The organism is Streptomyces sp. NPDC013187, assembly GCF_042899705.1.
Classification (GTDB): Bacteria; Actinomycetota; Actinomycetes; order Streptomycetales; family Streptomycetaceae; genus Streptomyces; species Streptomyces hawaiiensis_A.
Map to the genome: position 1 here is coordinate 1 of NZ_JBIBAF010000010.1, position 15,712 is coordinate 15,712.

Sequence of the window (15,712 nt, forward strand, 5' to 3'; positions counted from 1 at the left end):
CCCTCCAGCACAGCCCGCTGGGCATCGGTCACCGACAACGGCGGAATCTTAGGACCCGGACGACTCATACCGAACCAACGATGAATCTCCGACTCAGGTCACTAGGACTTGTCCGGCCGATCAGGCTGGAGTCAGACCTGCCACGAGTGCCTGCGCCATCGGGGCCACTCATTGTCATGCGACGCAAGTATCTTGCGGCGCATGACAATGGTTGACTATCTTGTACCGCATGACAAAGGGGCTGCCCGCGACCGGTGACCAGCGTCGTAGTCAGCTGCTGCGCGGAGTGCTCGACCTGTGCCTGCTGTCGCTGATCGCCGAACGGCCGCGTTACGGCTTCGAGTTCGTGGCGGCACTCGCCGACAACGGGCTCGATCTCGTGAGCGAAGGCAGTATCTATCCGTTGCTCACCCGGCTGGAGCGGGAGGGGCTCATCTCCTCGTACCGCGCCCCGTCGGCCAGCGGTGGCGCCCCGCGCAAGTACTACCGCTTGACCGAAGCGGGAAGTGCCGAACTGGCGAGCGGCCGGGCCGTATGGCACGCCTTCAGCAGGCGTGTGGGGCGGATCCTGACCGCTACCGAACCCACGGGGGGAAGCGCACCATGACGGACCAGCGAACCATGACGAACCAGCAGATACTCGCGGTCTGCCGCAGTAATTGGGAGTACCGGGGCATCGACGACGGATCCGTCCGGGAGATGCTCGATGAGCTCTCCGCTCATCTGGACGACGCGGTGGCCGCAGGCCGCACGCCCCAGGACGTCGTGGGCAGCGACGTGAAGGGGTTCGCCGCCTCCTGGGCCCGGGCCCGCGCTCCGTTTGCCCGCCGGCTGCTGCGCACGGCGGCGATGGTCTGTTTCATGATCGGCTGGCTGATGCTGGCCACGTGTCTGCTCCGGTGGACCACCGAACGGGTCGTGAGCGTCAACGATGTTGCCTTCTGGACTGTCGTCGCAGCGGTCACGGTCGCCTGGGAGCTGCGGCGCGGCAGCCTGGGGCTCGGTAGGAGCCTGGCGGTCGCCCTTGCCGTCGGCCTGCCCGCAGTGCTGCTCTCCCAATGGCTGGGCGGCGACGGGGAGCTGTTCGCATTGCCACTGTGGGTGGCCCCGGCGCTGCTCCTTCCAGGGCTTCCGTACGCCGTCGCCGATGCGCGGAGCAGGAAGAACACCGCGCCCGGCGTCGACTAGGACAAGCCCGTCCGATCATGTGACTATCCAACTGTTGTCTCGTTGTCCCAGACATGGGGCGGGGTGACTTGACGGATGCGGAGTGGGAACAGCTGCGGCCGTTCCTGCCGGTCAGCAACGGACGTTGCGGCCGGTGGCGCGATCATCGGCAGGTGATCGACGGGATTCTGCACCGGGTGCGGACCGGGGTGCAGTGGCGCGACCTGCCCGAGCGGTTCGGGCCATGGAAAACGGTCTATGAACGCCACCGGCTGTGGTCGGCCGACGGCACCTGGGAACGCCTGCTGCAGCAGGTCCAGGCCGCGGCCGACGCAGCAGGTGAGATCGACTGGGCCATCGCGGTGGACTCGACCATCGTGCGTGCGCATCAGCATGCAGCCGGTGCCCGCACCGATCCGCCGCCGGCTCCGGAAACAAAGGGGGCGGCAGAAGACGAACATCAGGCCGAGACGCCGTGGCAACGCCTGCTCGCCCGCCTGGTGGAGGTGGCGCAGGAAGTGAGGGCCTGGGCCGCTCGCGGGGCGGGTTCACCAGCAAATTCCACCTGAGTGCCGACGGCCGCTGCCGTCCGCTATCGCTGGTCGTTACCGGTGGGCAGCGGGCCGACTGCTCCCAGTTCACGGCGGTGCTGGAGAAGATCCGCGTTCCCAGGCTTGGACGCGGCAGGCCACGCAAGAAGCCTGAAAGCCTGGCGGCGGACAAGGCCTATAGCAACGGTCCCTGCCGTGAGTACTTGCGGCGCCGGGGCATCCAGCACTCCATCCCGGAGAAGACCGACAGCCAGGCCGCCCGCCTGCGCAAAGGCTCACGCGGCGGACGGCCACCCGGCTTCGACGAAGAGCGGTACAAGAAGCGCAACACCGTCGAGCGGGCGATCAATAGGCTCAAGCAGTCACGGGCCGTGGCTACCCGATATGACAAACGCGGCTACGTCTTCCTCGACACTGTCACTGCGGCGGCTCTCGTCATCTGGCTCCGCACATGATCGGCCGGACAAGTCCTAGTTCACCGGTGGTGCGGTTGCGGCGGATCAGCAGTTGCTGGCTGCCGGGGCGGGGTTCGGCCAGGTCGATGACGGCCCAGGCGTAGAAGCGGTGTCCCTTGGTGCCGTCCCCTGTCGCCAGCTTTTGTCAGGCCCGCTTCGGCACCTTGACCGCCAGGGCATCCGCGCGGAACTTCCCGGCATCGGCCGTGACTTCATGGGAGCAGGCGACGGCGAGCACATAGCCGACGCCGCGCCTTTCCAGCGCCGCCCGGAGTTTCGGGTTGCCGCCGTAGACCTCGTCGCCCGCGACCCAGGCCACGCGGTACCCGGCGTCAAGGAACCGGCCGATCATCCGGGCGGCCAGCTCCGGCTTGGTCGCGAAGACGGTGCCCTCGGCCAGGCCGGCGGTCCGGCAGCGGGCCGGGTCGCACGTCCACGAGCGCGGGATGTACAGCTCACGGTCCACTGCCGCGTGTCCGCGGCGGCCCGAGCATGTGCTGCATGCCGTCCGGACTCGCTTCCCCGGCCCACTCGGCGATGCTTCAGCAGTTCTTGCGCGGCAGGTCCGACAGCAGCCCCAGCACCAAGTCCTGTACGCGGCGCCGGGGTTCAACCCGCGCGAACCGGCCCGCTATCCGGCCCCTCACGACCTCGAACGCCTCCTGCCAGCGGACAGGGTCTACGCTATGACCCGCGGCTATCGCATGATCTACAGTCTTCACACACCGATGATCACCGGTGGCCGCACCGTCTTCACCCCCCCTCGGTCACGACGTGCGAAGACGGGGCCGCATCCGGTGTCCCGCTCGGGCATGCAGCGTCCGCCCGCCGACTCGTACCAGGAGGACACATGCAGCGCGGCGAAGTCTGGTGGGTCGACTTCGACGAGCGACGCCCGGTCGTGCTGCTGTCGGACGACGAGTCATCCGGGTTCCAGGTGATGCAGGTCGTTGCGCCAGCGGGCGTCGATATCAGCGGCCTGGGCATCGAAGTGGCGATAGGCGCCCGGGAAGGGCTGCCTTTCGAAGGCGTGCTGCGGTTCGCGTTCCCCCGTCCAGGCTTTACTCCTTGCACCTGGCTGACCACTGTCGCCCGGGACGACCTGATCGAGCGAGCGGGCACGTTGTCCTCCGCGAAGCTCAGCGAGGTTGGAGCCGCCCTCCATACCGCCGGACAGAGGAGGGAGTGGACCCCGATGTCGGCTGCCAGGCTCCGCGAGATCAAAGATGCCCGCCGTCTCGGAGGACTCGAGTAGCGGACGCCTCTGCTGCCCGGCTCGATCTCGTCGACGACCGACGGCGGCCCCCTCTCCACCGCCCTCCAGCAACAAGATCACGATCTACGGCTGGAGTACTCAAAGACACCGGTGCCAGCAATCTAGGTGCGATCGGCGGCAGTTGCAGGCCGTCGTTGGTCACAGCAGTCAGCGAGCAGTTGCTGAAAGGTGGGCACGTTTCTGCCAGGCGGCCGCAGCGTGGATCAGCCCCGGTTGTCGCTCGCTCGTTCGGCGAACGGGCACGCCGAGCCGTCCTGACCAGCGCGAGGCTCCGGGGCGGACCTCGACGCCGCAGGGCCAGCACCTGGCTCAGGGGTCAGGGCCGCAAGCTCAGCACGCAGACGCCGAATCGTCGGGTCGGGCCCTCGGCCGTCACCCCTGCGTCCTTCGAACGGGTGAAGGTCCTCGTCTTCGCGCAACCGCAGGAGTCGGGAGTGTGTCCTGCACAGGCGACACCACCCGCTCAACCATGGAGGGCCCGCTCTTGCCTCAGGACCACGTCACGGCTGCTGCTGTTGCGGCCGGCGCGCTGACCGCCCCGTCCTTCGTTCCCGCACACGCCGCCGAGTACCGCTCGGCATTGGAGATCCGCAGAGTGCAGTACGACGCGCCGGGCCGGGACTCCAACACATTCCTCGGGCAACACCGACGAGGAGTACCTGATGGTGAAGGACTACTCGTCCCGCTCGACGATCAACCTCAAGGGCTACGCCGTCAAAGACGCCACCAGTAACCGCTTCGCCTCCACCGCCAACCACTACCTGCAGCCCGGTGACTATGTGAAGCTGCGCGGCGGCCACGGCACCGACTCCGACACCCACAACGTCGTCTACCGCGACAACTGCAACTTCCTGTGGCTCAGCCCGCTTTGGACCCTGCCGTCGTCAGTGAGGCGAAGGTGCCAGCACCGCGAACACAGAGCCTCCGTCCCAGCGCACCACCGACCGGCCCGTCGGCGAGCGACCACTGCCCGCGCCGATTCACGCTCCCGCTCGCGCGCATCGGGTCGTGAGCGACGGTTGCCCGCCCAGGGGAGAGAGCTGCTGTGGTCACGGGCACTCGAAGGGATGAGGAAGCTTTATGGGCGACAAAAAGGGACGTGGGTACGGCAACAGCCACGCTGTATGGACAGGTCAGGGAAAGGCTGGCCGATCCAAGCGTGCCTCCGGCAAGGTCGTGCGCCTGTACCGCCGATACCACGCGTGGCGTGCCCCGTTCCCGCTGTGGGCGAGGATCATGTGCGACGTCCTGTTCTGGGCCTTCACCGCCGCAGCGGCCTACATCGCGATCGGCAGCCTGTGCGGGGCCATCCTCATCGCAGCTCCCCTCCTCGGGTTCCTCGGACTCGCATCGAGCAAGGAGCGCGACGACGGCATCGACTGGAGCGACCACCGCATGGGAGGGCAGCCCAGGAACCCTGGGCCCAAAATCTAGTGCTGTCCTTGTCCTCATCAACCTGGGCGCCGACCTCGACGAGCTGGTCGCGCGCACCCCGCGCGGCGGGCTGCGCGCACCGGTCGGGCAGCCCGGCCGGCCCTCTCCCCTCCCCTCCTCGACCGCGCCATGTCCGGCGCCTTTGCCAGGACCACTTACGAGGTCTGCGGTCGGCGCTTCAGTGCTCGAAGACCGCCGTCGCCACCGGCACCGCCAGCAGCAGGCTGAGTCCGATCAGGGGGAGGCGGTCCAGCCACAGGATGGCGGCGAATTCGCGCAGTGTCGCGGCCAGCCAGTAGGCGGGGGAGGTCGGCGCGCCCACGACGTGCACGGGCACGCCGAGGCGGCGGGCCAGCAGGGTCGTGCGGTAGACGTGGAAGTCGCTGGTGACCACCGTGGCACGGTGGCCGGGAGTCGTGTCGTCCACGAGGGCCGCGCTGAAGCGGAGGTTCTGCCCGGTGTTGACGGAGCGGTCTTCCCGCACGATCCGGTCGGCGGGCACTCCACGTCCGCGCAGATAGTCGGCCATCGCGTCCGCCTCGGAGCGGACCTCGTCCTCGCCCTGGCCGCCCGAGACGACGAACACCACACGAGGCGTGTCCGGTGCGCGGGCGGCGTCGATCGCGAGGGCGCGCTCCAGCCTGCGGGCCAGCAGCGGGCCGGGCCGGTCGCCGTTGAGCCCGGCGCCCAGGACGACGACATGGGTGGTGTCCGCCAGGGGGCTGCTACGGCCCCGGACGAACACGTAGCCGGCGAAGACCAGGAAGAGCAGAGTGAGGTATCCCGCGCCCGCGTTCACCGCGACGACGAGGGCACCGAACGCCTCGCCGCCGACCGCGTGGAAGACCGCGTCGAGGCCGAGCACCGCCAGCACCGCGCAGCCGGCGGCCCCACTCGCCAGCAGGGCTGCCTGCGGTCCATAGCGCCGGACCAGGAGGACGCCGTCAGCCAGCAGTAGCAGTCCCAGCGCCAGCGCCAAGAGCAGGGCGGCGACGGCGAGGAGGGGGGCGATGGCCGGGTGGGCTGACGCACTGCGAGCGGCCAGGCCGAGTCCGGCAGAGGCCACCGTGAGGCAGAAGAGGACGGCGGTGGAGAACCGGTGCGGTGCCAGCAGGGCGTTGACGACGCCGCCCGCGGCGAACACGACCGCGGCGAGGTACTCCGGGTACTCCGGCATGTGCCGCACCGCTCCGCTCTCCCGCCCGCCCGCCGGGCCGCTGCCTCTACCCGCTCGCCTCTCGCCGCCCGCGGGTTCCCATCCCGGTACGGACGGCTGCCGGCCATCCTCCCAGACCTGCTGTGCTACGCCGAACCCGGGCGGGCGGCGGTGCGTCCGGCGGGACCGGCACGTCGTGCCGGTGGTGCTGCCCGCCGGCCGCTCGGGACACACAGATGGACGGTGTGGTTTTTGGCCCGGCCCGCAGGCGGTGCGCCGCCCGTGCCGCAGCAGCAGCCGCACTCCACTGCCCGCTCGGCCCTGCTGCGCTCCCGCTTGCACCGGCTCGCCTTACCCGCCCCGAAGCCCCCTTCCGCGTCAGCCAGTCGCCGGAGCCGTAGCAGACCAGCACAGACACAACACAGCACGATCCAGCCGGCAACCTGCCGCCACCCTGACAGCGCACGGACCCGATGAGCGGGAGAACGCGGGGTATCCGGGAGACGACGACGCTGTCCGGGCTCCCCTTGAAGGAGGTCTGCGCTGTGCTCTCGCTCAAGCGCTTACTCGACCGCAGTCTGACCGCGCAGGCGACCCTGGTCTTCCTGCTGGGACTGGGCGCCACGGCCCGGATCCGCAGGGACGAGCACCCGGCTGTCTGGGTGTTTCACAGCGCTCTCTACACCGGGGCCGCCATCGCGGTCCTGGCCGTCCAGCGCCGCCGGGCCGCCCGAGCCGTGGGCACCGACGCGGGCGGCCTCGCCGATCTGAATCGGAAGATCCGCCACCATGAGGTGCCGCAGGACCTCGAGGAGCAGGCGGCCATGCGACGGCTGGTCGCCGAGCAGCTCGGCCAGATGGAGCGGGCGGGCAAGTGGCTGCCGTACTGGCTCGGCGCCATGGGCCTCATCGCGGTCGGCATGCTCGTCCTCGGAGCCGTCAGCGGGTCCCTCGCCTTCCCCCTTCTCTTCGCGGGCGGCATGGTCGCGCTGTGCTCCTGGGTCCTGTGGATGCGCCGCCGCTCCCTGGACCGCCTCCGCCGGATGCGCCAGGTCCTGCGAGAGGAGTGAGCGGCCAGGCAGGGCGGGGACGGTGGGCAAGTCCCGAAATCGGCGGCCTTTCGCACTGGTGCACTCGCGTGGCGGGGGTACCGGCAGGGCTGGTGCCATTCGCCTCCTCATGTACCTGCGCCGCTGGGAGTCAGATGTGGGAAGTGAGGCCCGTTTCCGGGTCGTGGGAGATCAGCGTCGGCATCCCGGGGTCATACCGGACGGTCTCGCCAGTCAGCAGGGCCCTTCGTTGACTGGCCGTTGCGATCTCCGCCAGGAACCGCAGCACGGCGGCCACCCCCGCCCCGTCGAGGACGTCCTCAGGCCAGACGGAGAACTCGATCTCCTCCTCGTCGTAGGGCAGGGCGAAGAACCACACGGCGCCGAAGCGGGCCCGGAAGGAGAAACTTGTCCCCTGCCCCTCCGGCTCGTCTGCCCAGACGCGGAAGAGGTCGGCCATGGCGGGACGTACGGGATCGAGCTGGGGGTAAGGGTGCTCCACCTCGGTCTCGTCGGCCACAGCACGCAGGCGTTCGAGGACGGCGATCCACTCGACGCGGGTCGTACGGAGCACCCGAATGTCCCTCAGGCTGCCGTCACGATGGAAGACATCGCACATCCACGGCTCGGGCAGGCACCGCGCGTGGGTGCCGCGCTCACCACAGTGGATGTCTTCGTGCCGCACCTCACCCGCCCCCTCGCGTTCGTCTCTTCCGTAGCATGAAAGGATTGCCTGGTTCAATGTCAGGGGCGATGATCAGCGGATGACTTCGACTGGTCCGGATGGGCGGGCAGGTATCGACGCAGCGCTGGTGAGGCGATTGCTCGCCGCACAGTTCCCGCAGTGGAGCCGCCTACCGGTCGTCCCAGTGGCGGCGGACGGCTGGGACAACCGCACCTACCGCCTCGGTGACCACATGACAGTCCGCCTGCCCACTGCCGCCGGGTACGCGCCGGCTGTCGACAAGGAATGCGAGTGGCTGCCCCGCCTGGCCCCCTTGTTGCCGACAGCCATTCCCACCATCCTGGCCAAGGGGGCCCCGGCCGAGGGGTACCCGTACCCTTGGTCCGTGCGCCGCTGGCTGCCCGGTGAGACGGCCTCCAGCGGACGCATCCACGACATGGCCCAGTTCGCCACCGACGTCGCCGAGTTCATCCTCGCCCTCCAGCGCTGCGACACCACCGGTGCTCCCCTCGCGGGGCCGCACAGCTTCCACCGCGGCTCGTCGCCCGCACACTACGAGGACGAGACTCGCCGCTGCATCGCGGTCCTGGGCAGCTGCATCGACACCGCGTGGGCCACGGATGTCTGGCAAGCGGCGCTCGCCGCCGAGTGGCACGGGGCGCCGGTGTGGTTCCATGGCGACGTTGGCGCCAACAACCTGCTCGTCAAGGACGGCGAGTTGTCGGCAGTGATCGATTTCGGCACCTCGGGGGTCGGCGATCCGGCCTGCGACCTCACGATCGCCTGGACCATGTTCCGCGAGGACAGTCGCGAGGCGTTCCGTCAGGCGGTCGGCCAGGACGACGGCACATGGGCCAGGGCCAGGGGCTGGGCGCTGTGGAAGTCCGCACTGACTGTTACCGACTGTTCCGACCCCCGAGACGAACGCATCGCCACTCACCTCGAAGTGATAAACGCGGTGCTGACCGACCACGAACGCTTCGCGTGACCAGGACCGTGGGGCCGGCCGCCACCGTCCCTCACCTGCTGCCAGCATCCACTGACTGCGACAGGTCGTCCTCCATGTCTCATGAGACACCCCAAGGTCTGGAGAAGGATGGCTACCGCGCGCAGTTCGGTGGAGCAGGTTGGGCCCGTCGATAATCACCTCGACAACAGTGGCGTGATCGGGGACGCTTCGCGCGATGACCAAGATCGACGACACACCGCCCGCGTGGGACGAGCGCACCCAGCTCACCACGTTTCTCGACTACACACGTGGCACCGCCCGTGCCAAGTGCGACGGCGTCTCTGCGGAGAACGCCCGCAAGGCGCTCCTGCCCCGCTCACCGCTGATGACCATGAGCGGAGTGATCAACCACCTCCGGTGGGTCGAGTACTACTGGTTCCAAGTGGTCTTCCTCGGCGAGGAAGACCAGGGCCCCTGGACCGAGGAAGACCCCGACCGCGAGATGCGTATCGCGGTCGACTTCCCGCTCACGCAGTTGCTCGACGAATACGCTGAACAAAGCGCCCGCTACCGCGAACTGGTTGCGGGGACCGGCCTGGACACCAAGGCCAAGCGAGCAGTCCGCGACGGTCTGCATGTCGACCTGCGCTGGATCCTCCTCCACCTCACCGAGGAGACAGCCCGCCACAACGGCCACTTGGACATCCTGCGCGAGATGCTCGACGGCACGACCGGCGACTAGATCCGGCGGAGATCATGGTCGGAGCCAGAGTCGGATCGAGGCGACGGTGACGGTGCTGTGGAAGATGCAGCCCCGCTTGTCGAACCTCGTAGCCACGGCCCGGGAGTTCGCTGGTTCTTCGGCTCGGGGATGGTGTGCTTGATCTGGCGTCGTCGCAGGTGACGGCGGTTGCGACGGGAGGAGTACTCCTTGTGGCCGCCGTCCCAGCTGCTGCCGTCGGCGAACCTCAGCGTCAGTGTCAGGGCGCGGGCGGCTGGATGACGCGGCGCAGCAGCAGAGCGAGGCTGACCACGGTGTCGAGAAGAGCGGCGCGGACTGCGGCGCTGTCCAGAGTGTGCCGGTGAAAGGCCGTGCGGATGGTGGCGGAGGCGGGCAGCGGACGGGGGACGACCGGGCGCGGGTCGATGCCGCGGGCACGGTCGGCTGCCAGCCGTCCGGCGCGGCCGCCCAGGAGGCGCCGCACCGTGGCGGGCGGGATCGCGGCGGGCAAGCCGACATTGTGGACGCCATAGTCGCACAGCACCTCCGCCTGCCGGAGCCGGATGCCGTGGAGCGCTTCGACCAGGAGTGTGGCCGGCCGGGCGGCGGCGTGGTCGGGGTCGACGGCCAGCACGCCGCCGGGCGCCTCGACCTGTGCGGAGGCGGTGGCAGCGACGGTGATCGAGGGGCCGACCCCGACGCGGACGTCGACACCGAGGCGCGAATGGTCCGCACCCGCAGAACCTCAGCGAGGTGGCGGGCGCCGGTGCCGTGTGTGGGCATGCCGTTTCCTGCTGCTGAGCCCTGTCTTGGCTGACCGGTTGAACCGACAGCCCGACGGCAGGGGGATGGTGTGCGACAGGAGTGGTCGCTCAAGGTCATCCACCACCCGGCCGTCGGCACGCTCGACCTCGAGTACACCGATTTCGACCTGCCCGGCGACCCCCACGTCTCGATCGTCACCTACACCGCCGCGCCGGGCAGCCCGAGCGCCGACGGCCACGTCCTGCTCGCCTCCTGGGCCCAGACGCGTAAGGCGGCCGCGCAGAAGGCGGACGGTCCCGCAGACCAGCGCCGCGGCTGAGCCTCGCCACGGTCCGAGAGGAAGAACCGGGCGTTCGTGGACGCGGCGGGCCTGGTCAGTCCTCCGCTGCGTCTCCGTCCTCGTCGTCGTCCAGCCCGACCGCGTCTGGGTCGCGCAGCGGGCGCAGGGTGCCTCCGAGCTCGACTGTGCCTGCTCCCATGTCACGCGCTTGCTAGTCCCGAGCCTTGAGGGTGTGATGGGCTCGACCCCCGGAGGCCATGACGGCCCTTCCCTTTGACTCACACGACGTGTGGCGCACGCCAAGGTCCTGGCCAGGTGCCCCAGACCTGCCCGAAGCGGGTCCTGTAGAGCCGAACCGCAAGTCTGCAATGAAGGCCACCGAGTGACCGTGCCCTTCCCGGCCGGTGCGGCAGTGCGCAGCGTGGGAGGCATCCGGGCGTGACATGGTCCTTGCCCGAGCCGATGCTTACTGTGGCTGTGGACAGCCCGCTGCCCACTGGATACGCGGCGGAGCCGAAGTTATGGACAGCGTTCGATGCTGTCCGTTGTTCACGTGTACGGCGTGGCCGCAGGTGTCCGCTTTATCCGAGCAGCATGACCAGCGTGCCCGCCGCGATCAGCAGCACGGCCAAGGAGGTCCAGCCGACGCCGAGGCTGACAGGAGACTTCTTCTCGGTCCACCGTTCCGCCTGACCCGGGTAGTGGGCGTCGTAGACCAGGTCGATCGGCTCCCCCACGCGTGGGAACGAATCGGGGTCGGCATCCACATTCCAGCGCATGGAGCGGCCGTCCGCGGTGGTGCCCGTGCAGACGAGCCGTCTCGGATTGGCGCTGTTGCCCTCGTAGATGTGGTCGACGCAGGTGGCTACCACGCGTACGCCGTTGCGTCTCATACTCCGTTCGACGTACCAGATCCGCAGCCCGAACGGCAGGAGGAGCACTCCGAGACCTATCAGTCCGGTCACGTTGCCCCCACTGTCGATTCCCTCACTCAGCGCCGACGGCCCCCGCCCCGGTCGTTCACCAACCTACCTGCCGCCACCTCCATTTCCTCCCGCACCGCCGCCGGCACGGGTACGTTCCTGGCCGTCATGGCCGCTGCCTGCACATCGAGCAGATCATCGAGGCCAAGCACGAACACCGCGCGCCAGCATGGCTGGAGGAGGCGAAGGAGACGACGGACCGGCCGGTGTATGCGATGGCCGCCCAGAGCGAGTCCGTGCTGAAAGCCAGGGCCTCCATCGGCGAAGACCCCGACACACGAGCTGTGGACATGCCCCACGCACAGGCAGTCGGCCGAAAGACCACCGCGAAGAGAACCACGGCGAAGCAGTGCTCAGGCAGCCGCCGGTCGCCGCCGCAGCACCGCCGCCCTGCGGTACGGCTCGGCCGCCTCCTGGCGCCTGCCAGGCGGGAGATGCGGCAGCTCCGTTCTTGTGAGGGCTTGTACAGGTAGATGAGGGCTTGTACAGGTAGAGGGGTGTCCTGGCTGCGCAGACGGTGCAGACCAGGCCGGGCCTGACAGGCTGGGCCACTTCCCGCCCGTTCCTCAGCGGACTTTGGCGGCTGTCTTAAGGCTTCTTGAAGATGACCTCGGACAGAGGTCTGCGCCCCGGCCGGGTCCTAGGCTCTCGAACACCCCCCACAGGTCCGGTGGCCGCGATCGCGGCCACCGGCCACGGGGCCGAGTCAGCCGACCGACCAACCGAGGTGTCCTGCATGGGTTCCCGCCGAGCCGTTCGTCCGTCCCGCTTCCAGGCCCGGCCCCGCAGTGGGCCGAAGAGGCGCGGTCCCGCGCTGGCCATGGGAGCCGTCGCTGCGATCGCCGGCGTCGGGATCACCCTGGCCGTCGTCAGCGGCGAGGACGGCGACGCGTCGGACCGGGTGGTCGCGAACGGCACGGACAGGACGCCGGGCGCCGGCGACACCACCGGCAAAGCGGCGTCGCTCGCCTCAGCGTCGGCGAGCCCGAGCACCACGGCGAGCAGCTCGCCGAGCGCGAAGGCGAAGGAGAAGCAGAAGCGGTCGGCGAGCCCCACCCCCCGTGCACAGAAGACGACCGTCCCCGCGCCGAAGGCACCCGCGGGGACGACGGCGAAGAGCAACGGCGGCGGGGCGGCGAGCGGTTCGGGCGGCAGCATGCGGCCGGGCGGCACCAGAGCGGACGCCGGGCCGGGTTCCGGGTCGGGTTCGGCGTCCGGTGACGGGCCCGAGGCCCAGGTGCTCGCGCTGGTCAACAAGGAGCGGGCCGCGGCGGGATGCTCACCGGTCACGGCGAACGACCGGCTCACCCGGGCCGCCGACGACTACAGCGACGTCATGGCGAACAGCGGCGTGATGTCCCACACCGGCCCCGACGGCTCGACGATGACCACCCGGGTCGAGGCCGCGGGCTACCAGTGGTCGACCCTGGGCGAGAACATAGCCCGGGGCCAGGCGGACGCAGCCTCGGTCATGAAGTCCTGGATGAACAGCCCCGGACACCGCGCGAACATACTCAACTGCTCCTTCAAGGAGCTCGGCGTGGGCGTCCACTTCGGCGACGGCGGCCCCTGGTGGACGCAGAACTTCGGCACCGGTCGCTGACCCCACTCACCACCCCTTGGCCCGCGGGCACAGGTCGCCGCCCCCCTCACCCCCTGACCCGCGGGCACGGGTTGCCGGCCCCCTCACCCCCTGACCCGCGGGCGCGGGTTGCCGGCCCCGCTCACCCCCTGACCCGCGGGCGCGGGTTGCCGGCCCCGCTCACCGCCCCACGCCGCCGGCCCCGCCCGCGTCGGCCAGTACGAACGACACCCGCACGCGGGCGCCGCCCAACGGCGCCCGTGTGATCGTCAGTTCGCCGTCCGCCGCGCGGGACGCCCGGGCCACGATGTCCAGGCCCAGCCCCGTCGAACCGCCGACGCTCACACCCCGCGTGAGCGCTGCGTCAGGGTCCGCCACGCCCGGCCCCGCGTCATCGACCGTGAGGAACACGTGCCGATCCGCCCGCTCCACCCGCACGGCGAAGGCGGTGCCCTCCGGGGTGTGCCGGAAGACATTGCCGATCAGGGCATCGACGACGGCCGCGAGGTCGTCCTCGGGGAAGACGACGGGCACCAGTCGCGGCGTGAGGGAACGCTCGTAGGGCCGTCCTTGCTGGGCAGCGAGAACCGACCAGAAGTCCAGACGCATGGCGACCACCTCGGCGACATCGCACGCCTTCGCCGCGCCGGCCGCCGCACGGGCCGGGCGGGCCGACGCGAGCGGTGTACGGGCCGCGGCGATGATCGAGTCCAGTTCCCTCTCCAGCTGGCCGGCCGCCTCCGCGACCCGCCGGGCGCTGGGCGTCGACCCCATCCGGTCGGCCTCCAGGTAGAGAGCGGTCAACGGGGTGCGCAGCCGGTGCGAGAGGTCGGCGACCAGCTCGCGTTCCACCGCGAGCAGGTCGAGGACGCGCTCGGCCATGATGTTGAACGCCGCACCGGCCTCCTGCAGTTCGGGCGGGCCGTCGGGTTCGACACGCACGTCCAGGTCGCCCGAACCCAGAGCCAGTGAGGCACGCTTGAGACTGCGCGAGGAGCGCACGACGCGGGCGCCGAGGCGGTCGGCCACGAGCACCGAACCGCCGACCAGACCCAGCGCGAGCAGCGCCATGACACCCCAGGACGCGGCCACACCCCGGGTGAGATCTGCGGCGGGCACAAAGGCTTCCACAACCGCCACCCGGTCACCCTGCAGGACGACGGGCTGAAGGTAGACCCAGCCGCCGGCGGTGTCCACGGCCAGCGTCTCGCGCCCGCGCACGGCCCGGTCGAGCACGTCCCCGGGCGCGTGCGGCGTGCCGACGAAACCGCCGTCGGGCAGACGCACGACGAGCTGGTCGGAAGAGCCGAGCTCGGCGACGGCCTGCTGTACGTCGGCGCGCCGGGTGGTGAGGGCGAGCACCGGAGACAAGGCGGACGCCCGCTGCTGGGCAGCCGTGGTGGCCCGGTCCCGTACCTGCTCGCGCACGAGGAGGGCCAGGGGGATGAGGAAGGACAGAGCCACCATCGAGGTGACGGCCAGGGCGATCCCCGCGAGGGCACGTCTCATGGCGAGCTGACCAACTTGATACCCAGACCGCGAACCGTTCGCAGATAACGGGGCTTTCGCGCCTTCTCACCCATCTTGCGGCGCAGCGCGGAGAGGTGGACGTCGACCGTCTGATCCTCGACGTACGGCTGCTGCCACACCTCGGCGAGTATGCGCCGGCGGGTGAGGACCTGGTCGGCGTGGGCGGCGAGGTAGGCGAGCAGATCGAACTCGCGGCGAGTCAGGGGCAGTTCCCGGCCGGCCAGGTGCGCGGTGCGCGCCGTCGGGTCGATGCGCAGGTCTGCCACCTGGAGCACCGGCCGCCGGGCCGCAGTTACATCGGCGGGCACCAACCGGCGCAGCACGGCGGCGAGTCGGGCAGCGAGCTGGCCGCCGGAGAACGGCTTGACCAGGTAGTCGTCGGCCCCCGCGTTGAGCAGCCGGATGATCTCGCTCTCGTCGTCACGGGCGGTGGCGACCAGGACCGGCACACGGGAAATGCCCCGGATCATGCGCAGCACGTCCAAGCCGTCGAGATCGGGCAGCCCCAGGTCCAGCACCACGATGTCCGGCGGGCTCTGGGTGATCTCGCGCAGCGCCTCGAAACCCTGATGGGTGGTTCTGACCGCGTAGCCGTGACCGGTCAGGACCTCGATCAGCGCGGCCCGGATGACGGGGTCGTCCTCGACGACAAGTACAGAGGCCATGTGCAGGCACGTTAGCCGGTCCGACACTATGGTGCCGTGCCCCGCCTCCTGCGCTACCTGATCATATGGCTGGCCTGCACGGCAGCCAGTGTCACTGCTGTCATTCTCACGATCCATTTCGTGGTGGGGTCGACCCGGCCGACCGCGCCGGTCGCGCAGTCCGCACCGAGTCAGCCCCAGAAGTCCGAGCGGCCCGACCCCACCACCACCGCCAAGCCCTCCCCGAGCCCGTCGGCGAGCAACCGCACGCCCAGCCCGCCGCCCCGGAGCAGCAAGCCGGCGATCCGTCCCAGTCCGGCGCCCACACCCACACCCACACCCACACCCACCGGCCCCAGCGCGACCTCGAAGGCGCCGGCCGGCGCGGACGACACGGGGTGCCGGGAAGGCGGCACCGGCGTCTACACCGTGCCGTCCGAGGGCGGCAAGGCCACCGTACGGTTCGGCAACGACGCGGTATGCCT

At 69.9% G+C, this 15,712-nt stretch carries 17 protein-coding genes and 3 pseudogenes; 11 read left to right on the forward strand and 9 right to left on the reverse strand.

Going from position 1 to position 15,712, the window contains the following annotated elements; translation table 11 throughout:
- The first annotated feature begins 229 nt into the window (after positions 1-229).
- From ACFY5B_RS21905 to ACFY5B_RS21915, 3 genes are all read left to right on the forward strand, one after another.
- Complete coding sequence (locus ACFY5B_RS21905; protein ID WP_389971654.1) at positions 230-607, forward strand: PadR family transcriptional regulator; 378 nt, start codon at positions 230-232, stop codon at positions 605-607.
- Positions 604-1,188 (forward strand): hypothetical protein, encoded by a 585-nt coding sequence (locus tag ACFY5B_RS21910; protein WP_389971656.1) that lies wholly within the window; start codon positions 604-606, stop codon positions 1,186-1,188. The genes ACFY5B_RS21905 and ACFY5B_RS21910 overlap by 4 nt, the downstream gene beginning before the upstream one ends.
- Positions 1,189-1,241: 53 nt before the next feature.
- Positions 1,242-2,173 (forward strand): IS5 family transposase gene (locus ACFY5B_RS21915; RefSeq protein ID WP_389971658.1). Its coding sequence is split into 2 segments (ribosomal slippage): positions 1,242-1,577 and positions 1,580-2,173, totalling 930 coding nucleotides; the frame shifts between segments, so codons are not numbered across the junction.
- A 4-nt stretch (positions 2,174-2,177) separates the two neighbouring features.
- Here the strand turns inward: ACFY5B_RS21915 and ACFY5B_RS21920 are convergent.
- Positions 2,178-2,820, reverse strand: a pseudogene (locus tag ACFY5B_RS21920) (transposase); the annotation flags it as partial.
- Between the two features lie 203 nt (positions 2,821-3,023).
- On the opposite strand from ACFY5B_RS21920, the gene ACFY5B_RS21925 reads away from it, so the two are divergent.
- The 3 genes and pseudogenes from ACFY5B_RS21925 (at position 3,024) to ACFY5B_RS21935 (ending at position 4,883) form a co-directional block, all read left to right on the forward strand.
- The gene (locus ACFY5B_RS21925) at positions 3,024-3,428 is read left to right on the forward strand and encodes a type II toxin-antitoxin system PemK/MazF family toxin (protein WP_389971660.1); all 405 of its coding nucleotides are present in this window, start codon (positions 3,024-3,026) and stop codon (positions 3,426-3,428) included.
- Positions 3,429-3,918: 490 nt separating this feature from the next.
- Positions 3,919-4,306 (forward strand): annotated as a pseudogene (locus ACFY5B_RS21930) (lamin tail domain-containing protein); the annotation flags it as partial.
- Positions 4,307-4,685: 379 nt separating this feature from the next.
- Positions 4,686-4,883: a hypothetical protein gene (locus tag ACFY5B_RS21935; protein WP_389972215.1), complete on the forward strand. Its 198-nt coding sequence runs from the start codon at positions 4,686-4,688 to the stop codon at positions 4,881-4,883.
- A gap of 178 nt (positions 4,884-5,061) precedes the next feature.
- On the opposite strand, the gene ACFY5B_RS21940 is transcribed toward ACFY5B_RS21935, so the two are convergent.
- On the reverse strand, positions 5,062-6,060 hold the full coding sequence (locus ACFY5B_RS21940) for a YdcF family protein (protein WP_389971662.1): 999 nt from the start codon (positions 6,058-6,060) through the stop codon (positions 5,062-5,064).
- Between the two features lie 524 nt (positions 6,061-6,584).
- Here ACFY5B_RS21940 and ACFY5B_RS21945 point away from each other — a divergent pair.
- Entirely contained in the window at positions 6,585-7,109 is a 525-nt protein-coding gene (locus tag ACFY5B_RS21945; protein WP_389971664.1) for a hypothetical protein, read from the forward strand.
- Between the two features lie 130 nt (positions 7,110-7,239).
- Here the strand turns inward: ACFY5B_RS21945 and ACFY5B_RS21950 are convergent, their stop codons facing one another.
- Positions 7,240-7,662 (reverse strand): hypothetical protein, encoded by a 423-nt coding sequence (locus ACFY5B_RS21950; protein WP_389971666.1) that lies wholly within the window; start codon positions 7,660-7,662, stop codon positions 7,240-7,242.
- 190 nt (positions 7,663-7,852) lie between these two features.
- On the opposite strand from ACFY5B_RS21950, the gene ACFY5B_RS21955 reads away from it, so the two are divergent.
- Together ACFY5B_RS21955 and ACFY5B_RS21960 are read left to right on the forward strand one after the other, a co-directional pair.
- The gene (locus tag ACFY5B_RS21955; RefSeq protein ID WP_389971668.1) at positions 7,853-8,761 is read left to right on the forward strand and encodes an aminoglycoside phosphotransferase family protein; all 909 of its coding nucleotides are present in this window, start codon (positions 7,853-7,855) and stop codon (positions 8,759-8,761) included.
- A 196-nt stretch (positions 8,762-8,957) separates the two neighbouring features.
- The gene (locus tag ACFY5B_RS21960) at positions 8,958-9,464 is read left to right on the forward strand and encodes a DinB family protein (protein WP_389971670.1); all 507 of its coding nucleotides are present in this window, start codon (positions 8,958-8,960) and stop codon (positions 9,462-9,464) included.
- 12 nt (positions 9,465-9,476) lie between these two features.
- On the opposite strand, the pseudogene ACFY5B_RS21965 reads toward ACFY5B_RS21960, so the two are convergent.
- Positions 9,477-9,661, reverse strand: a pseudogene (locus tag ACFY5B_RS21965) (IS5/IS1182 family transposase); the annotation flags it as partial.
- Between the two features lie 41 nt (positions 9,662-9,702).
- Entirely contained in the window at positions 9,703-10,077 is a 375-nt protein-coding gene (locus tag ACFY5B_RS21970) for a hypothetical protein (protein WP_389972217.1), read from the reverse strand.
- Positions 10,078-10,296: 219 nt separating this feature from the next.
- Here ACFY5B_RS21970 and ACFY5B_RS21975 point away from each other — a divergent pair, with 219 nt between their 5' ends.
- Positions 10,297-10,527: a hypothetical protein gene (locus ACFY5B_RS21975; protein ID WP_389971672.1), complete on the forward strand. Its 231-nt coding sequence runs from the start codon at positions 10,297-10,299 to the stop codon at positions 10,525-10,527.
- Positions 10,528-11,069: 542 nt separating this feature from the next.
- Here ACFY5B_RS21975 and ACFY5B_RS21980 read toward each other — a convergent pair.
- Positions 11,070-11,453 (reverse strand): hypothetical protein, encoded by a 384-nt coding sequence (locus ACFY5B_RS21980; RefSeq protein WP_389971674.1) that lies wholly within the window; start codon positions 11,451-11,453, stop codon positions 11,070-11,072.
- A 754-nt stretch (positions 11,454-12,207) separates the two neighbouring features.
- Between ACFY5B_RS21980 and ACFY5B_RS21985 the strand changes: the two genes are divergently transcribed.
- The gene (locus tag ACFY5B_RS21985) at positions 12,208-13,074 is read left to right on the forward strand and encodes a CAP domain-containing protein (RefSeq protein ID WP_389971676.1); all 867 of its coding nucleotides are present in this window, start codon (positions 12,208-12,210) and stop codon (positions 13,072-13,074) included.
- 159 nt (positions 13,075-13,233) lie between these two features.
- Here the strand turns inward: ACFY5B_RS21985 and ACFY5B_RS21990 are convergent, their stop codons facing one another.
- The 3 genes from ACFY5B_RS21990 to ACFY5B_RS22000 all read right to left on the reverse strand — a co-directional run bounded on the left by ACFY5B_RS21990 (position 13,234) and on the right by ACFY5B_RS22000 (position 15,622).
- On the reverse strand, positions 13,234-14,562 hold the full coding sequence (locus ACFY5B_RS21990; protein ID WP_389971678.1) for an ATP-binding protein: 1,329 nt from the start codon (positions 14,560-14,562) through the stop codon (positions 13,234-13,236).
- Positions 14,559-15,248 (reverse strand): response regulator transcription factor, encoded by a 690-nt coding sequence (locus ACFY5B_RS21995; RefSeq protein ID WP_389971680.1) that lies wholly within the window; start codon positions 15,246-15,248, stop codon positions 14,559-14,561. The genes ACFY5B_RS21990 and ACFY5B_RS21995 overlap by 4 nt, the downstream gene beginning before the upstream one ends.
- A 170-nt stretch (positions 15,249-15,418) precedes the next feature.
- Positions 15,419-15,622, reverse strand: a complete 204-nt coding sequence (locus tag ACFY5B_RS22000) for a hypothetical protein (RefSeq protein ID WP_389971681.1) — start codon at positions 15,620-15,622, stop codon at positions 15,419-15,421.
- Between the last annotated feature and the right edge of the window lie 90 nt (positions 15,623-15,712).

Bases quoted from the DNA above. Each gene is read 5' to 3' on its own strand.
- ACFY5B_RS21905 (WP_389971654.1), top strand. From the start codon at position 230: ATGACAAAGGGGCTGCCCGCGACCGGTGACCAGCGTCGTAGTCAGCTG.
- ACFY5B_RS21910 (WP_389971656.1), top strand. From the start codon at position 604: ATGACGGACCAGCGAACCATGACGAACCAGCAGATACTCGCGGTCTGC.
- ACFY5B_RS21925 (WP_389971660.1), top strand. From the start codon at position 3,024: ATGCAGCGCGGCGAAGTCTGGTGGGTCGACTTCGACGAGCGACGCCCG.
- ACFY5B_RS21935 (WP_389972215.1), top strand. From the start codon at position 4,686: ATGTGCGACGTCCTGTTCTGGGCCTTCACCGCCGCAGCGGCCTACATC.
- ACFY5B_RS21940 (WP_389971662.1), bottom strand. From the start codon at position 6,060: ATGCCGGAGTACCCGGAGTACCTCGCCGCGGTCGTGTTCGCCGCGGGC.
- ACFY5B_RS21955 (WP_389971668.1), top strand. From the start codon at position 7,853: ATGACTTCGACTGGTCCGGATGGGCGGGCAGGTATCGACGCAGCGCTG.
- ACFY5B_RS21960 (WP_389971670.1), top strand. From the start codon at position 8,958: ATGACCAAGATCGACGACACACCGCCCGCGTGGGACGAGCGCACCCAG.
- ACFY5B_RS21985 (WP_389971676.1), top strand. From the start codon at position 12,208: ATGGGTTCCCGCCGAGCCGTTCGTCCGTCCCGCTTCCAGGCCCGGCCC.
- ACFY5B_RS21990 (WP_389971678.1), bottom strand. From the start codon at position 14,562: ATGAGACGTGCCCTCGCGGGGATCGCCCTGGCCGTCACCTCGATGGTG.
- ACFY5B_RS21995 (WP_389971680.1), bottom strand. From the start codon at position 15,248: ATGGCCTCTGTACTTGTCGTCGAGGACGACCCCGTCATCCGGGCCGCG.